This window comes from Neorhizobium petrolearium (assembly GCF_017873175.1).
GTDB lineage: Bacteria > Pseudomonadota > Alphaproteobacteria > Rhizobiales > Rhizobiaceae > Neorhizobium > Neorhizobium petrolearium.
Genome location: NZ_JAGGJW010000005.1, coordinates 223078 through 239380, shown reverse-complemented (window position 1 = coordinate 239380; position 16303 = coordinate 223078). Strand labels below are relative to the sequence as shown.

Below are 16303 nucleotides of genomic sequence, written 5' to 3'. Positions count from 1 at the left end.
CTGCGATGAGAGAGGCCGTAGATGAAGCTTGCTTATTTCGTGCTTCCGCATGTCGGCGGAACCTATTCCGTTTTTAAACATCTGCGGGCTGGTTTGGCGGCATACGGGGTCGATGTTCAATGGCTCGGCACATGCAGCGACGGATATGAACTGCCGGCAGCGATGCGAGAGGAAGGCCCGCTTGGATTGTTGCTGGAAATGCCAGCCTCGTTCACGGAAGGCGCCTGTGCCAAGCGAATGGCGGAAGCAATCGAAAGCGAGGGTTTTGACGGGGTCGTCATCAATGTCCTTGGCGACAGGCTGCAGACGAATATCGCCCGATACCTGCCGGAACACATCCTGCGCATTCTGGTCGTCCACAGCATCACCCCGGGTACCTATGCTGCAGCAAGGTCGATCCGCGATTTCGCGCATGCAACGATCGGCGTATCGGAGCGATGCCGCACCGACTTGGTTGAACGTCACGGTTTTCCCGCCGACCGAACCTATACCATTCCGAATGCGGTCGATACGGCCGCTTTTCGCGAGCAGGAGGGCCGTCGTGTGCGCACCGGAGCGGAATTGCGTGCTCTCTATGTGGGACGGATCGAAGATACATCCAAAGGCGTCCTGTGGCTCCGTGAGATTCTCGACGGCCTGCCGGAGACCGTATCCCTGACGGTGGTCGGTGACGGACCGGATATGCCTAAGCTCAAGCGACGTCTTGCGGGGCATGCGGATCGCGTGCGCTATACCGGAACGATGCCGCTTGCTCTGATTCCGTTAGTGATGGCGGAACATGACGTTCTCATCATGCCCTCCCGTTTCGAAGGCTTCGGACTGACTTTGATCGAAGCAATGGCGGGAGGATGCGTCCCGGTCGTGTCCCATATCCGAGGTGTCACGGATACGATCGTCGAGAATGGCAAGAACGGAATGCTTTTTCCCGTCGGAGACTATACCGCGGCTGCGAATGCTGTCACGCGCCTCCATCAAGATCGCGATCTGCTTGAGCGCATGTCGTTTTCGGCGCGCGCAATAGCCCCGGAGCGTTATAGCATCGAAAGGATGGCGGATCGCTATTACGACGTCATAAGCTCGGCGATGACCGGCTGGCCGAAGCTGTCGCCTGTGCTGGATATTGACGGCTGGTCGATCCCTCCCGGACTGCGGCCAGGGTTGCGCACTTATATCCCCCTGCCGATCAAGAATTGGCTGCGTGTCGTACGTGAGCGGCTGTGATACGATGAAACGCTATCTCCTATCTCCTGGGCGCCGCCTTCAGAAACGACCGGCGAACGACGGCCGAATGCGCTCCTTGATAAGGATGTCCATCAGCTCCTGTCTGTTGTTCATGCTTACGACTTCCTCCTTTGCCGGGGGTATCGAATTTCCGCTGCGAACGGCACGGGGTAGTCATTATCTGGAGGACAGCCAGGGCCGGCCATTTCTTATCTCGGGTGACAGCGCCTGGTCGCTGATCGCGGATCTCTCCCTGAACGACGCGGAATTCTATCTCGATACGCGAAAGCGGCAGGGCTTCAACACAGTCCTGGCATCACTGATCGAGCATAGATTCGCACATAATGCGCCGGCAAATTTTTACGGCGAAGCGCCATTTCTCGGCGCCGCCTTCGAGGTGCCGAACGAGGCCTATTTCCGAAGGGCCGAGATGGTCATCCAGGCCGCCGCCGATAGAAATCTCCTCGTCCTCCTGTGTCCGGCCTATCTCGGGGCCGGTGGCGGGCCGGATGGTTGGTATCTGGAAATGGTTGCCGCAGGGCCGGAGAAGTTGAAAGCCTACGGGCGGTACATCGCCCGCCGCTTCGCCAAGTTTTCAAATATCATTTGGGTACAGGGCGGTGATTACGATCCGCCCGACAAGGCTCTGGTGACGGCGATCGCCGAGGGGATAACAGATGTCGCGCCGGATGCGCTTCAGACCATTCACGCCAATCGCGACACGGTCAGCAGCGACTACTGGCAAGGGGTGGATTGGCTCGACATCGATACTGTCTACACATACGACGATGTCGCCGAGGCAGTTTCCGCACGCCATCGATCCGGGCCTCGGAGGCCTTTCTTCTTTATGGAGGGAAAGTACGAGGGTGAGCATGGCGTTGACGAGCGTGAAGTCCGTTTGATTGCTTACAGCGCACTCCTTTCAGGCGCTGGCGGCCAGATGTTCGGGAACAATCCCGTTTGGCATTTTTCCGGTCCCGGTCTCTACGGCTCCTCGGAAACCTGGCAGCAGGCGATTTCGAGCCATGGTGCTGAAAGCCTGAAGCATCTCAATACGTTCTTCGGCGGACTGGAATGGTGGAAGCTCACGCCGGATCAAGGTTCCCTGCTAAAAGGCGGGGAAGGCATGGGCCACCGCAAGATATCGGCGGCGCGCAGCGTGGATGGCTCCTTTGCCGTGATCTACGTCAGCGACGCTACTACGTTGACGATCGATCTCGCCAGCCTGGCGAGAGGCGGAAAGCTGCTGCGATGGTACGATCCATCCAGCGGTATCTTCATGAAAGACAGTGAGCGGTTCGTCGGTGATGGCGTGAAAGAAATCGCTGTCCCCGAGACGCCAAACGATTCCGGCTTCCACGACTGGGTGGCTGTCTTGTCTAACGACGACGAGGACGTCGCTCGGCCTGCTCAGCATTTGATGCAAACACCTCCAAAATCTCTCGCGGATTAGGTGCCGGAGGGGCACCAGAAGCTCACTCGCCTACGCCTTTCGAGACTGGAACCGCCATAGGGGTTAGAGGGGTAGGTATCCGCGGCACCACCTCCTTCCTATGTCGGAGAGCTCTGCTCCCTTTGCTCGCGTACCGCCCTCCGCCGAGGTTTTTTAGAATCACATCGAAGGTCGGCGTGGTCGCTCGACCGAAGCTTACTCTCCTCCGTGGCAAGGGAATTCGAGATGTCCTGGCTATTTGTCAATACGATCGCAACATTCATCCTGAGCGTCTCATTGATCGTTGGTTTGCGCCGTCTGGCCGTGGCATTTCAGCTTGTCGATCGCCCGGATACCGTCAGGAAGCGCCATAGCGGTGCCATTCCGCTTTGCGGGGGGATCGCCGTATTCTCCGCCTTCGCCATTGCCACCTTCTTCGGAGGAAGGCCCGATCTACTCGGATTGAATTTCTGGCTGGGGCTGCTGATCATCACGTTCATTGGTGTCGTTGACGACCGCCTGCCCCTTCCCGCCATCGGCCGTCTGATTCTGCAGCTGTCGATAGCGGTTGCCCTCGTTGGCGGTACCGATATCAGTTCATTAACGGTGGGGGCTCTGTTTTCCGAAGATACCGCACTGTTCCTGCCATTCTTTTTCTTTATTGGCGTTCTATTCGTCGCAGGGCTTGTGAATTCGTGGAACATGCTCGACGGGGTCGATGGGCTTGCGGGCGGCGTGGCGGCTGTTTCCCTGATCTGGTTGATCGTCATCGCCGGATCGGCAGAAATGACGGAGTTCATTGCCTCGCTCGAGACGCTTTTCATCTGCCTCTGCGCGTTCCTGGTGTTTAACATGAGAAGCCCCTGGCGCATGCGTGCGAGCGTGTTCCTCGGCGATGCCGGCAGTACGGCTCTCGGCGCAACGATCGCTTATGTCATACTTCTACTGGCGACCAGAAGCAGTGCGGTTTCCTTTCCCGCATTGTTGTGGGTCGTGATCGTTCCGATCGTCGATACGCTGAGCCTGATCGCTCGCCGGCTGCTTGCCCACCGCAGTCCGATGTCGGCCGATCGCTGGCATCTCCATCATCTGCTGCTCGACAATGGTCTCAGTCATGCTGCGACAACCAACACCGTGATATTAGCGTCGGCGATCTGTGGCGGGATCGGTTATGTGGGAATTCGGGCAAATGTGCCTGGCGAGATCATGGCACTCGGGCTCATCTTACCGATCGCCGTTCATACGCTGTTCGTTCTTTCCACCACTGGCTACCGAGCCAAAGTGCAGCCGGAAGGAAACGGAGCGGGGTTGCGATCAAGCAGAACGGACATGCTCGGCGGCGCTGCGAGCAGTATGGTTTTCAAGGGAGCGGCGAAGCCGGTCTTGAAAGATGAATGATTGCTCCTGGGTGGCGCTGCACCTTCGGCCGAAACCTGCCGGGACATATGTGCCGACCCTCGTCAGGGTGCAGCCCTTTGGACGGCTGGCTCGCATCTTGGCATATCTGAGTGCCATGGTCGCCGGTATCCTTGTGCTTTATGGCCTGGCGCTCATTTCCGCAGGTTCGTTGCTAATGGCGCGGGACGTTCTCGCGAACGCGGATATCATCGTCGTGCTGGGGGGCGACGGGCCGCCACGAGCAGCGCGAGCGGCGGCACTCTGGCATCAGAGAAGGGCACCACTTGTGCTGGTCACAGGCCGCGGCGACTGCAATTTCATTCGCCAGCTGCTGATTGAAGCCGGCGTGAAGTCCGAGGTGATCACGACGGAGTGCCAGTCCGGCAGCACATGGGAGAACGCCACGTTCTCGCAGCCTATACTCACCGGCATGCAGGTCCGGAGCGCGATCCTGGTGACGAGCTGGTTTCACTCGGGCCGCGCGGTAAAGCGTTTCCGCTCTTTAATGCCGGACATCCGCTGGATCTCGGTACCTGCTGAAAGGGAGAAATCTTACTGGATGCTCGCTTTCGATATCGACGGCGTCCAAATCGTAAAGGAATATATCAAGACCATCGCCTACGACGTAAGGAGCCAAATCTCCACTGCCGCAGCCCCCAAAGCGCTGCCACTGGCTAACGCGGATGCCGGGCGATGAACATCTTTCTGGTCTTCTGTCTGACCGGCGTCGTGCTCCTGCTTCTCGGATGGGGAATGTTGCGTCCTGAAAGGATCTACGAGTTCCCATTCCTCACAGGTGTCATCACATTCAGCTTCATCCTTCCGCAGGTTCCGGGTCTGGCGACGGATAGCTTTCTACCGGAGACGGCATTCGCCAGGACGATCGCGTTCACGATAGTCTGTCTTTTCATGTGCTGGTGGGGGTGGAGCCAGACGGCAAGGCCGTTGGCATTTTTCCGTCTCGACTTTGATGAAGGCCGCCTCCTGATCATAGCGGCTCTGCTTTCCATTGTCGGTGCCTATTTTTATTTCAAACTGAGCCGTCTTCCCGGTGAACTCACCATTGCAGTGCAGATGACCGGTACTCCCGTCATGTACGTCTTCTTCTCGCGTCTGTTGAGTTATGGACTGGTCATCGCCGCACTCTGTTTCGCGCGACGTTTCTCCTGGTGGGCCGCCACCATCATTGCTTTCGATCTTGTCTTCTATCTCGATCGGATCGTGATCACCGGCAAACGTGCAGAGACGGTCGAACTGATCATGATCTTCATGCTTGCATGGTGGTGGTATAAAGGCCTGGCCATTCCGCGCACTCTCATCATCGTCGGGGTTTTACTTGGCACGCTGCTGATGAACAGCATGGGGGACTATCGCACGATAACCAAAGCGAATTCTGCGCCTGTGTGGGATGAAATCAAGAGAATCGACGTGGTGGGCAATTTGTCGGGGGTCTTGAGAGATGGCGGAGAAGAGATGCGCAACGCCATCGTTCGGATCCATCATGCCGCCACGACCATGCAATTCGATTACGGCAAATTCCACTGGAACAGGCTCGTTTTCAGTTTCGTGCCCGCCCAGGTTGTTGGGGTTGATGTCAAACAGTCTTTCATGTTGCCCATGCCGCCACGGGCTCGGGACTTTAATCCTGTCGTTGGCACGACCGAAACGGGCATGGCGGATGCATTCGAATCCTTCTGGTATCTCGGTGCGTTCAAGTTCTTCATTCTCGCTTATCTTCTCCGCCGCATCTGGGTCACGGCCAATAGTGGAGAATTCGCGGCGCAATTTACCTATGCGCTTTCGATCATTCCTTCGATGCATGCGATTTCCCACCAAACCGACTGGGTGTTGATGGTCTGGGTGCACATGCTGATGTTTGCTGCGCCGGTTTTGGCTTTTGCGATCATCCCCTACCGTCGCCGCAACCGGTATGAGATGCATCCTCCTTCGCTTGCGGCCAATGGATAGGTCATGCTGTCAAGATACGACGATCCGGCCTTCAAACACGCCGCCACCCCCTTGCCGCGGTTCGGAGGGCCGACATTCGCCCTGCGCTTCCGGCTAAAGCGACTGATCTGGATGACGGTCTGGCGTCTTCTCGCGTCTTGGACACCGCCACCATTGCGACGCTGGCGCAATCTTCTTCTGCGGGTGTTCGGGGCAGACATTCACTCCACCGCGATCGTCCACGCAAAGGCAGTGATCTGGTGGCCGGGACATCTCGTCATGGAGCGTTACGCCCTGATCGGGCCGGGCGTCATCTGCTACAACGTCGACAAAATTACAATTTGTGAGTTTGCCTCCGTCTCCCAGCGGTCGCATCTGTGCACTGGTTCACACGATATCCAGGACAGCGCCTTTCCGCTGATGACCCAACCCATTACGATAGAGGCGAACGCCTGGATCGCGGCGGAAGCCTTCGTCGGCCCAGGCGTCGTGATTGGAGAAGGGGCTGTTTTGGGGGCGAGGGGTGTTGCCGCTAAATCGCTGGCGCCATGGACGATCTATGTCGGCAACCCGGCAAAACCGGTCGGACGCCGGCGATTGGAAGCGGCGGCCTCCTATGCACTCAAGCGGTAGCTGCGGAGTGTCGTGTCGGCAATTGCCGGCCAGGTGAATTTATCGAGAACCAGCCGCCGTCCATTCTGCCCCATTGATTGTGCTCGCGCGCGATCATCAAGGATCGCCGCCAGAGCTTTTGCAACCTCTCCCTGGTCGAGCGAGACGACGATCCCGGCGTCGGCCGCGGCAACCTCCGGAAAGTGGCATTGATCGGTAATCACGACAGGGGTGCCGCAAGCAAGCGCTTCCGTGATCGCCATGCTGAAACCTTCCTGCCTGCTCGGCAGACAGAAGCAGTCCGCATCCACCATCGCCTCGATCTTGGTCTTGCCATAGAGCGGGCCTGTAAGATGTACCCGATCCTCGATGCCGAGCTGCCTGACCAGGGATATGAAATCGCCTTCTGCCCCTCCCGCGGGACCAGCGACGACCAGATCGACATCGGGATACGTTCCACAGATTTCGGCGAAAGCTTTGGCGAGAATATCCAGGCCTTTCTTGAAGTGCAGGCGGGAGAGAAACAGGATGTAGCGCCGGTTCGCCGGAAGGGCAATTTGGGGCCGGAAAAGCCCTTTGGGTGGAAGGGGATCAAATTCCTCGGCAAATATCCCGTTCGGGATGATGAAGTTCGGGGCCTTGAATTCAAGCGGCTTGATTGCCGATGCCTCGTCGACGTTCAGAAGATGGAGGAAGGCCGCATCATTCAGCATCCTTCTGTAGCAAAGGCCCAAGGCGATCTTCTTCTTCCATGATTTTTGCTGGAGGCTCCAATGATCGAGCATTCCGGCCGGGCAGACGCAATAGGGGATGTCGTCCGCTTTCGCCAATTTCGCAGCATGCAGGAGGAACGGTTCCCAAATACCATGAATGTGCATGAAGGATGCTTGTTCAAGGACCCTGCGAAGCATTCTTCGGCCTCTGAAGCAAAAGAGCCTCTCAATCCCGTTTGCGTCCGGGAGGATATGCCAGTGGATTTTGGAGAAGCCTGGTATGCCCTTCCCGATCTCCATCACCTGCGTGTTTACCGCTGTGTTCCCATAGGTGACGATGTGGACATCGAGGCCCATGGCCCCTTGCGCAGCGGCGATGCGCATCGCGACTGCCTGCAAACCGCCGTTTTTGGGGTCGATCGACGCGATTACGTGCACGATCTTCATCGGAAAAATTGCCGTTGAACTTGCGTTTCAGGAACAGTCCTTGTTCCTGTTGGTTGGTTTGCATTCGAAATCGACAAGGCTGTGAGCAGCCGCTGTCCGTAAGCTTCCACAGTGAAATCAGCCGCGCGATGCAGTGCGTTGGCGGACATCAATGCCCGCAGCCCGTCATTTGCGGCGAGACGCTCTACCGCCAATGCGATTGCCTCGGCATCGCAAACAGGCACGATGAACCCCTCTATGCCGTCGCGCACGACAGTCCCGCTATTCTCTGTTGTGATGACGGGCAGACCGGCGGCGAGCGCCTCATAGGCTGCGGTGGCCGATCCTTCGCAGAGCGACGGAAGGAGGAAGACATCGGCCCAGCGAAATTCATCGGCGACCTGGGACCGGGGAATGATGCCGCGAAGTTCCACCCACCGCGAGATGTCCTGCCGGACGGTTTCGGAGATACTGAGGCGGCCGGCCATCCGGAATGTCGCGGCCCCTCCGACCAGTCGCGCGGCCTCGGCAACATAGGGGGAGCCCTTGCGTAGCCCGACCTCTCCGACCGTCAGAACCCGTAGAGGTCCGGGCGATCGTCTTCTCCGGTCGATAGTGAAAGCCGAATTGACGCCGTAGGGCACGACGATACAGCGTTCACCGGGACCTCCGCAGGCGATGACATGTTGCCGGACGAAATCCGAAGGACAGACGATGTAGTCGGCGAGAGCCCACTCAGCCCTTTCCCGGTTGGCGAATATGCGAGCATGAGGGTTGTGGCGAGGCAGCCCTGCCCACTCCGGAAAGCGATGCATCTCGCGATCCACGAGTGTTTCCACCACGTCGCGCGGCGCGATCATCTGTTCGACTGCCGTCCAAAGCCCCTGCCGCTTCGCTGCGTGCATCTGTTCGAGGGCATCGCCGCCGAAGGCATAAAGTCCTGCGGCGTCATGGAACCCGTTTCGCGCGACCATCCGCGAGAACGTCGATCCCGCCCATACCGCGTGGCCGGTCTCCTCGATGGCATCCTTGACACGCATCCGGCGCAGTGCCGAGCCGATTCCGAAGCCTGAAAAGACCGTGGTGAGCTCTGCTGGAACGCCCCTGGGGCGGCGACCAGCAAGGCGTTTGAGGGGCGCAGGAAAAAGACCGGAGGGCAAATAGTTGACTATTCTTGGCCAGCCCTTCGTCGCGCAGATGTCGGTGTAGAAATGGGCCAGCCGATCCTGCGATGCGAATATCCTGGGCACGGCATAGTGCATACGGGCGCCGAGCTGGCTGACGACGACCTTTCCGTTCATGGCGAAATACCCTGAGCGAGGGGAGAGACGGACGGACTCGCATTCCGGACCCGCGTGATCAGCGCGCACCAGGCATCGATCGCTCTCTCTCGCGAATATTCTTTCAACAGGAGCTGACGAGCCTTTTGCCCCATCTCCGTGCGGAGTTCAGGACTATTTCGCATGTCGCATATGGTGGCCGTGAGGTCATCGACTGCGCCGATCTCGACACTTCTTCCGCACCCATTGGAAGCGAGCGCGCGCGGTACTTCGCCATCCTGATCCCCGATGAAGATTGTCGGGCGACCGGCCGCGAGGATGCCGTAGAACTTGCTCGGTACGATGCAATGCTCGAGTTCGGGCAGCAGCGACACGAGGTGCACATCTGCAGCGTTCAGGCTTTCGGACAGATTTGCTATAGGCTGCAGCGGCTTGAAGATCATGTTGTCCAGCTGGAACTGCTGCGCGGCCTCCATGACGGCAGCATGCTGATGTCCGCCTCCGATCAGAAGAAAGCGGATGTCGTCGCGGTCTTTCAGTCGCCGTGCGGCATCGATGATCGTCTGGAATTCATGCGCTCTTCCAAAATTGCCGGAATAGCCGACCACGAATGTGCCGCTTAATCCCCATTGGCTGCGGAGCCTGTTCCGGGATGGTGGGATCGGATAGATTTCCTCGTCATCCGACCAGTGGTGCATGATGGTCAGGTGGTCCCGCGGCAATCCCTGTTGTTCGACATATGTCGCCATCCTGCTCGTAGAGCAGACCGTAATTCCGGGTGAGTTCAGTGACCAGTTGCGCGCCTTGCGAGCGAATTGCATGGGTAGCCGCCAACGCCGGAAAAAGCCGAGTTCGACTGCCGTTTCCGGAAATAGATCCATGATCCAGTTTACCATGATCCCGCCCTTCAGGCGCAGCGCTACGGCACTCGTCACTGACAGGAATGGAGGGTCGGTGCATACCACCGTCATATCGCCCGCCGAAACATTGCGCAGAAGCCAGAAGAACGCGAGGACGTGAAAGCAAAGATAATCGATCGCCCTGCCGACCACCGTGTGCCGGCCAAAGCGGAATGTGGCAAGGCGCTTAACCTGCACGCCCGCAATGACCTCATCTGCAGGCAGGCTGGTGGTGCGTTGGTTATGGATTTCGCGGCTGGCGACAGCCATCACATCGAATCCGCGTTGCACCAGTGCGAGTGCGATCGAAGTGGTCATGCGGCTGGTGGCCGACTGATCCGGGAAGAAATAGCGGTTGAGGAAAATGATCTTCATGCCGTGCCCCCGCAAGCCACCCAGGGCCTACCGGAGCAATCTTGGCAAGACGGAGCAAGACCGCAAGCTGATCGAAGGTGATAGGGCCGTCGGAATCATACCTACTGCGATCAGTTCAGGCGTATGTCGCAGAATGTAAAAAGCGGCTCGCCGGCTCCTGTCAGATGTTGCTCGACGGGTGAAGTGAGCGCCGACTGACCGTCGATGAGTGGCGGTCGGCAACATGGTCACTTACGGCATTGCGCAGGTCACCACGCGGATGTCTCGTCGAAAATCGGAAGGTGACATGCCGGCAATATGCCGGAAGGACTTATTGAAGGCGCTGATCGAACCGAAGCCGCTGTCCATCGCAACCTGCAGCACGTTGGCTCCCTCCTGCATGAGGAGGGCCTGGGCACGCGATAGCCGCAGCAGATTGACGTATTTGCTGAGCGTCATCCCGGTGGATTTCCGAAAGATGTTCATCGCATATTTGGGGTGAAGTTCGGCGGCGCGGGCGATGTCGATCGTGTCGATATCCTGCATGAAGTTTGCCGCGATGAAATCGCACATGCGTGCGACGCTTCTCGCCGATTGCGCATAGGGCTGGTCGGGGCTGATCGGCTCGGCTCCCGATAGCGCGTCGGGGATCATGCAATAGGAATCGAGGGCAATACGCTCTATCCGCAAGAGCAATTCATCGACGGCATGTTGCCGTTTGAGAGGATTGCCTGAAGTCACATATTCGAACCAGCGCGCGAAATTCTCCCGGTCCGCCGTGTCGGTGGCGGATGTCAGCAACGTCGCGCCGTGCATCAGTTGCCTGGAAACGTCGCCCGGCAACCGCAACCGGAAAAAATGCACCAGCGGCAGATGGGCGCCGGCATAAAGGGAATCGTCGGAGGACTCGTCCATGCGATGCGGCTGGCCTCCCCAGAAGAGGCACATCTGCCCGGCGTCGAGACGAATGTCGTGTTCCCCCATGCGGTACCGAACCGTACCCCGGATCACGTAATTTACCTCTACCTGTGCGTGCCAGTGTGGCATCAGCATGATCAGCGGATGGGTGAAGAACATCTGCAAGGCAGTTGGTAAGCCCTCGATGCTGCTTGCCCCGGGTTGATAGATCGCTCTCGTGGCCACCTTACTTTCCGCCAAATACATGTTCCCTTTGTCGGAGACAGACGTTTCGCAGGCGATAATTTAGGCATGTTTCCGAAGGGACAGCAATTGAAAAGGGAGGGTTTTCAATGCGCTTCAAACTTGCGGGGGCGACGGCTGTTGTCGCATCGCTCATGTCCGGTACCGCCTTTGCGCAGTCCGGCGAAGTGACCATCTGGAACTGGGACGTTGCCGCGTCGGCGCTCAAGGCGACACTTGAGGGCTTCAACAAGAAATACCCGGACATCAAGGTCAAGGTGGAGGACCTTGGCAACGATCAGGTTTACGACAAGACGCTGGCGGCCTGTGCGGCGGGAGGAGAAGGCCTGCCCGACATCGTTTCGATCGAGAACTTCGAAGCCGAGGTCTTCTGGAATCGTTTCCCCGATTGCTTCGCCGATCTGAGTGAAGTGGGATATACACCGGAAATTCAAGCCCTGTTCCCGGAATTCAAGCGGACGGAACTCGAAGTGGATGGCGTATCCTATGCCGTGCCGTGGGATTCCGGCCCCGTTGCCATCTTTTATCGGCGCGACTTCTATGAGAAGGCGGGCTTGGCACGACCATGATCTACGTGACACATGATCAGACCGAAGCCATGACGCTTGCCGACAAAATCGTCGTGTTGCGGGCAGGGCGCATCGAGCAGGTGAGAGCGCCGCTCGACCTTTATGACGACCCCGCCAATCAGTTCGTCGCAGGTTTCGTGGGGTCGCCCAAGATGAACTTCCTGAGAGCCGAGGTGGTGGACCGCAGTCCGAAGGGGATCACCGTGGCCTTGGCCGCAGAAAGTAAGATAAGCTTTACCGTTCCGATTTCGTCCGACCTCGCGCCGGGCAGTCCTGTAATCCTCGGCATCCGGCCGGAGCACTTCGTCAAGGCGGGAGAAGGTGACGCCGATTTGAGGGTTGTTGTCGAGGTGGCAGAGCATCTCGGCAATACCAGCTATGTCCATGCAAGTCTTTCCGGCGAGACGATCGTCATCGAGCAACCGGAATCCCGCCACAACGGCGATAGCGCGCACCTGACCGTGGGCGTGTCCGCTCCGCGCCTTTCTTTTCGACGAGACAGGCAATCGTCTCCGCTGAGCAATTTCATCATCCAAGGAAAGAGTCATGACCATAGAAAACAAAATCCGCTGGGGCATTATCGGGCCCGGCACGATTGCGCGCGCCTTCGCCGAAGGGATTGCACACTCACAAACCGGCCGACTCGTTGCCATCGCCACGCGCAATCCGGACAAACCCGGGCTTTCAGAGGCCTTTCCCGGTGCGAGGATCGTCGCCGGTTATGAGGCGCTGCTTGGTGATCCGGAGATAGACGCAGTCTATATCGCGGTTCCCCATACCGGACACGCGGAATGGGCGATCAAGTCCATCCGCGCCGGCAAACATGTGCTGGTCGAAAAGCCGATCGCGCTTTCCGCCTATGATGCCGACGTCGTCTTTTATGAAGCCGGAAAAGCGAAAGTTTTCGCCGGCGAAGCCTATATGTACCGTCTTCATCCGCAGACGGCGAAGCTTATAGAACTGGTGAAGAGCGGCGTGATCGGAGACATCAGGATCATCCGCTCGAGCTTCGGCTTCAACATGGGAGGCTTCAAGCCTGAACATCGCCTTTTTAACAACGACACGGCGGGTGGCGGCATTCTGGATGTCGGAGGCTATCCGGTCTCCATGGTCCGCCTGATTGCAGGAGCCGTCGAGGGCAAGGATTTTCTGGAGCCCAAAACAGTCACCGGCGCAGCTCATCTCGGTCAATCAGGTGTTGACGAATGGGCTTCCGCCGTTCTCAAATTTGACAACGGCATCGTCGCGGAGGTCTCCTGCTCGATCATGGCTCAGCAGGACAACACGCTGCGTATCATCGGCTCCGAAGGACGGATCGAAGTCAAGGATTTCTGGTTCGCTTCGGGCCGACAAGGGGGTGTCGGGCGGATCGAGATATTCAGAGGGAACGAACGCGAGGCGGTTGAGCTTGAGGAGAGACGATATCTCTATTCTTTTGAGGTGGATGCGGCCGGCGGGGCTATCCGGGAAGGCCGGACCGAATTCGCCTGGCCGGGCATGAGCGCTGCGGATTCACTTGGAAATTTGCGCGTGCTCGATCAATGGCGGGCTTCGGTCGGCCTGGAATATGGCGTGGAGAAAGCTGCAAAGCGTCTCACGAACCTTGCCGGAGGGACCGTTCGTGCCGGCCGCAATGTGCCCAAGCGGCAGATTCCGGGCTTAGCGAAACCGGTTTCCGTCGTCAGCCTGGGGTTTGAGTTCTTCCCGAACTTCGCTGCTGCGTCTTTGACCATGGATGCCTTCTATGAAGCGGGAGGAAATGTTTTCGATACCGCCTATGTTTACGGCGCCGGCAAGACGGAGAAGATTTTCGGCGACTGGCATACGAGCCGAAGGCTGCCTCGCGAGGATTTCATCCTGATCGGCAAGGGCGCTCACTCGCCGCTCTGCTATCCCGATGTGATTGCCAGGCAACTGGATCAATCGCTCGACCGCCTCAAGACCGACTATGTGGATGTCTATTTCATGCATCGCGACAATCCGGATGTTCCGGTCGGTGAGTTCGTCGATGCGATGGATGCGGAAGTGAAGCGTGGCAGGATCCGCGGCATCTTCGGCGGGTCGAACTGGAGCCGCGAACGCATGGACGAAGCAATCGCCTATGCCCGCAAGAACGGCAGGGCACCCCCCCGCGCCCTCTCAAACAATTTCTCGCTTGCCGAAATGCTCGATCCGATCTGGGCAGGATGTGTTGCCGCATCTGACGATGATTGGAAGAGATGGCTGATGGAGAGGCAGATCCCGAACTTTGCCTGGTCGAGCCAGGGGCGCGGGTTCTTCACAAACCGGGCCGGCCGTGACAAACGCGACGACGAAGAACTCGTTCGCGTCTGGTATTGCGAACGCAATTTCCAGCGTCGCGACCGGGCAATAGAGCTTGCCGAAAAGCTTGGACGTCACCCGATCCACGTCGCATTGGCTTATGTCATCGCACAACCCTTCCCTGTCATACCCTTGATCGGGCCGCGGACCGTGGGCGAGCTCGAGGACAGTCTTTCGGCCCTTGATATCCAGCTCTCGCCGGGGCAAGTGGCATGGCTGGAAAACGGATCATAATCTCGAGCGCCGAACGGCCGGGCTTTCGGCCCGGCCGTTGCAAACTCGGTTCATGGTCATGAATGAAAGTCAGCGCCGCTTTGGTGGCTGTCTTTCCATTCGCATATTCCGCTCATCCTGAGCAAACTTACCTGCCATACTGCAGTTCGCCGGACGGCTAAATCCTGGAGCAGTCTCGTCTCCTTGATAGGCTATATCGATCTCCCTGAGATCGATAACTTCTCGTTAACCAAAAAATCCTTGACGCGACTCGGAGAGGCGTTCAGCTTCCGTAACGGAATTGAGCGGATATTTTTCATTTCAGCGTAACCGGTGGCCGCCTCTGTTAGTTCGGTTGCTCAGCGTATAAAATCAGACGGGAATCACGTGCCCGGTCAAGCCGGCTTCATATCGGAGGTTTATCCTGCCTCTGGTCATCGAAGGGAGCAAGGCATGGCGGACACGAAGGGGAACAAACGCATGAACGTATCGGCGAAGAAATCGGGAGCGGGGAGCACAGGAGCTGTGGTCGAGCCGCGCGTGCTCGCCGACGAGGCGATCGCCAGGGATGCGCGGGCGCTTTCCGAACAACTGAAGGCGATGCGCGAGCGGCTCTTTCCCCCGGCCTCGATGAAATCGCTGCGTGCCTTTTCGTCTGGAGAAGCGGCAAAGCTGGTCGGCGTATCCGATGGCTATCTCCGCCAGCTTTCGCTGGCAGGAGAAGGGCCGCAGCCGGAGACGGGCGCCGGCGGCCGGCGCTTCTATTCGCTTACCGACATCAATGCGCTCCGCCGCCATCTTGCCGAACAGGCGCTTGCCAAGGGGAACATCGCCAAGGCGCGATCCTACCTGCCGCGTCGCGATGCGGCGCGCGGGGAACACCTGCAGGTGATTTCGGTCACCAACTTCAAGGGTGGCTCGGGCAAGACAACTTCTGCCGTGCATCTCGCCCAGTATCTGGCGTTGACCGGTCACCGGGTTCTGGCCATCGACCTCGATCCGCAGGCCTCGCTTTCGGCGCTCTTCGGCTATCAACCGGAACTCGATCTCACCGGCAACGACACGCTTTACGGCGCGATCCGCTATGACGACGAGCAGCGTCCCTTGGCGGACATTATCCGCAGCACCTATTTTCCCGGCCTTGATCTCGTGCCGGGCAATATCGAGCTGCAGGAATTCGAGCACGTGACGCCACAAGCGCTGTCTCGCCGCCAGAACGGCGAAGACGCTGGGCCGCTCTTCTTCGCACGTATCCAGGCAGCACTGCAGACGGTGGAAGCCGACTACGACGTTGTCGTGATCGACTGCCCGCCGCAGCTCGGCTACCTGACCCTCTCGGCGCTGTGTGCCTCCACCTCGGTCATCGTTACCGTGCACCCGCAGATGCTCGACGTCGCCTCGATGAACCAGTTCCTCTTCATGACGTCCGATCTGCTTGCGGTCGTACGCGAAGCGGGTGGTACGTTGAATTTTGATTTCCTGCGTTATCTCGTCACCCGATATGAACCGAATGACGGGCCGCAGGCACAGATCGTCGGTTTTATGCGCTCGCTCTTCGGGGATCGCGTGTTGACGGCTCCGATGCTGAAATCGACGGCGGTCTCGGACGCTGGGCTCACCAAGCAGACACTTTATGAGGTGGGCCGCGAGAATTTCACCCGCACCACCTATGACCGCGCTCTCGAGGCGATGAATGCCGTCAATGATGAGGTCAAAGGGCTGATACACACTGCCTGGGGTCGATAGGGGACTGAAC

The 16303-nt window shown here is 58.4% G+C and carries 12 protein-coding genes and 2 pseudogenes; 10 read left to right on the top strand and 4 right to left on the bottom strand.

Annotated features, from left to right (window positions below):
• The first annotated feature begins 21 nt into the window (after window positions 1–21).
• The 6 genes from J2046_RS11640 to J2046_RS11615 all read left to right on the top strand — a co-directional run bounded on the left by J2046_RS11640 (window position 22) and on the right by J2046_RS11615 (window position 6631).
• The gene (locus J2046_RS11640) at window positions 22–1221 is read left to right on the top strand and encodes a glycosyltransferase family 4 protein (RefSeq protein WP_210051877.1); all 1200 of its coding nucleotides are present in this window, start codon (window positions 22–24) and stop codon (window positions 1219–1221) included.
• Window positions 1222–1225: 4 nt separating this feature from the next.
• Window positions 1226–2674 carry an apiosidase-like domain-containing protein gene (locus J2046_RS11635; protein ID WP_325169752.1) on the top strand — a complete coding sequence of 483 codons (1449 nt, stop codon included), beginning with the start codon at window positions 1226–1228 and terminating at the stop codon, window positions 2672–2674.
• A 207-nt stretch (window positions 2675–2881) separates the two neighbouring features.
• On the top strand, window positions 2882–4051 hold the full coding sequence (locus J2046_RS11630; RefSeq protein WP_325169747.1) for an MraY family glycosyltransferase: 1170 nt from the start codon (window positions 2882–2884) through the stop codon (window positions 4049–4051).
• 115 nt (window positions 4052–4166) lie between these two features.
• Entirely contained in the window at window positions 4167–4748 is a 582-nt protein-coding gene (locus J2046_RS11625; RefSeq protein ID WP_233469702.1) for a YdcF family protein, read from the top strand.
• A complete protein-coding gene (locus tag J2046_RS11620) occupies window positions 4745–6019 on the top strand; it encodes a hypothetical protein (RefSeq protein ID WP_210051874.1) in 1275 nt (424 codons plus the stop codon). Before J2046_RS11625 ends, J2046_RS11620 begins: the two co-directional genes overlap by 4 nt.
• A 3-nt stretch (window positions 6020–6022) precedes the next feature.
• The gene (locus tag J2046_RS11615; protein WP_210051872.1) at window positions 6023–6631 is read left to right on the top strand and encodes a putative colanic acid biosynthesis acetyltransferase; all 609 of its coding nucleotides are present in this window, start codon (window positions 6023–6025) and stop codon (window positions 6629–6631) included.
• On the opposite strand, the gene J2046_RS11610 is transcribed toward J2046_RS11615, so the two are convergent.
• From J2046_RS11610 to J2046_RS11595, 4 genes are all read right to left on the bottom strand, one after another.
• A complete protein-coding gene (locus J2046_RS11610) occupies window positions 6613–7680 on the bottom strand; it encodes a glycosyltransferase (protein WP_233469724.1) in 1068 nt (355 codons plus the stop codon). The genes J2046_RS11615 and J2046_RS11610 overlap by 19 nt on opposite strands.
• 86 nt (window positions 7681–7766) lie before the next feature.
• On the bottom strand, window positions 7767–9050 hold the full coding sequence (locus tag J2046_RS11605; protein ID WP_210051868.1) for a glycosyltransferase family 4 protein: 1284 nt from the start codon (window positions 9048–9050) through the stop codon (window positions 7767–7769).
• The gene (locus J2046_RS11600; RefSeq protein WP_233469701.1) at window positions 9047–10303 is read right to left on the bottom strand and encodes a glycosyltransferase family 4 protein; all 1257 of its coding nucleotides are present in this window, start codon (window positions 10301–10303) and stop codon (window positions 9047–9049) included. The genes J2046_RS11605 and J2046_RS11600 overlap by 4 nt, the downstream gene beginning before the upstream one ends.
• A 231-nt stretch (window positions 10304–10534) precedes the next feature.
• On the bottom strand, window positions 10535–11446 hold the full coding sequence (locus J2046_RS11595) for a helix-turn-helix domain-containing protein (protein ID WP_210051866.1): 912 nt from the start codon (window positions 11444–11446) through the stop codon (window positions 10535–10537).
• Between the two features lie 86 nt (window positions 11447–11532).
• Here J2046_RS11595 and J2046_RS11590 point away from each other — a divergent pair.
• The 4 genes and pseudogenes from J2046_RS11590 to repA form a co-directional block, all read left to right on the top strand.
• Window positions 11533–12000 (top strand): annotated as a pseudogene (locus tag J2046_RS11590) (ABC transporter substrate-binding protein); the annotation flags it as partial.
• Window positions 11997–12531, top strand: a pseudogene (locus tag J2046_RS11585) (TOBE domain-containing protein); the annotation flags it as partial. The pseudogenes J2046_RS11590 and J2046_RS11585, both read left to right, overlap by 4 nt.
• A gap of 27 nt (window positions 12532–12558) precedes the next feature.
• The gene (locus J2046_RS11580; RefSeq protein ID WP_210051864.1) at window positions 12559–14568 is read left to right on the top strand and encodes an aldo/keto reductase; all 2010 of its coding nucleotides are present in this window, start codon (window positions 12559–12561) and stop codon (window positions 14566–14568) included.
• Window positions 14569–15027: 459 nt separating this feature from the next.
• On the top strand, window positions 15028–16293 hold the full coding sequence (gene repA, locus J2046_RS11575) for a plasmid partitioning protein RepA (RefSeq protein ID WP_210052162.1): 1266 nt from the start codon (window positions 15028–15030) through the stop codon (window positions 16291–16293).
• The last annotated feature ends 10 nt before the right edge of the window (window positions 16294–16303 follow it).

Bases quoted from the DNA above. Each gene is read 5' to 3' on its own strand.
- J2046_RS11640 (WP_210051877.1), top strand. From the start codon at position 22: ATGAAGCTTGCTTATTTCGTGCTTCCGCATGTCGGCGGAACCTATTCC.
- J2046_RS11635 (WP_325169752.1), top strand. From the start codon at position 1,226: ATGAAACGCTATCTCCTATCTCCTGGGCGCCGCCTTCAGAAACGACCG.
- J2046_RS11625 (WP_233469702.1), top strand. From the start codon at position 4,167: ATGGTCGCCGGTATCCTTGTGCTTTATGGCCTGGCGCTCATTTCCGCA.
- J2046_RS11620 (WP_210051874.1), top strand. From the start codon at position 4,745: ATGAACATCTTTCTGGTCTTCTGTCTGACCGGCGTCGTGCTCCTGCTT.
- J2046_RS11615 (WP_210051872.1), top strand. From the start codon at position 6,023: ATGCTGTCAAGATACGACGATCCGGCCTTCAAACACGCCGCCACCCCC.
- J2046_RS11610 (WP_233469724.1), bottom strand. From the start codon at position 7,680: ATGGGCCTCGATGTCCACATCGTCACCTATGGGAACACAGCGGTAAAC.
- J2046_RS11605 (WP_210051868.1), bottom strand. From the start codon at position 9,050: ATGAACGGAAAGGTCGTCGTCAGCCAGCTCGGCGCCCGTATGCACTAT.
- J2046_RS11600 (WP_233469701.1), bottom strand. From the start codon at position 10,303: ATGAAGATCATTTTCCTCAACCGCTATTTCTTCCCGGATCAGTCGGCC.
- J2046_RS11595 (WP_210051866.1), bottom strand. From the start codon at position 11,446: ATGTATTTGGCGGAAAGTAAGGTGGCCACGAGAGCGATCTATCAACCC.
- J2046_RS11580 (WP_210051864.1), top strand. From the start codon at position 12,559: ATGACCATAGAAAACAAAATCCGCTGGGGCATTATCGGGCCCGGCACG.
- repA (WP_210052162.1), top strand. From the start codon at position 15,028: ATGAACGTATCGGCGAAGAAATCGGGAGCGGGGAGCACAGGAGCTGTG.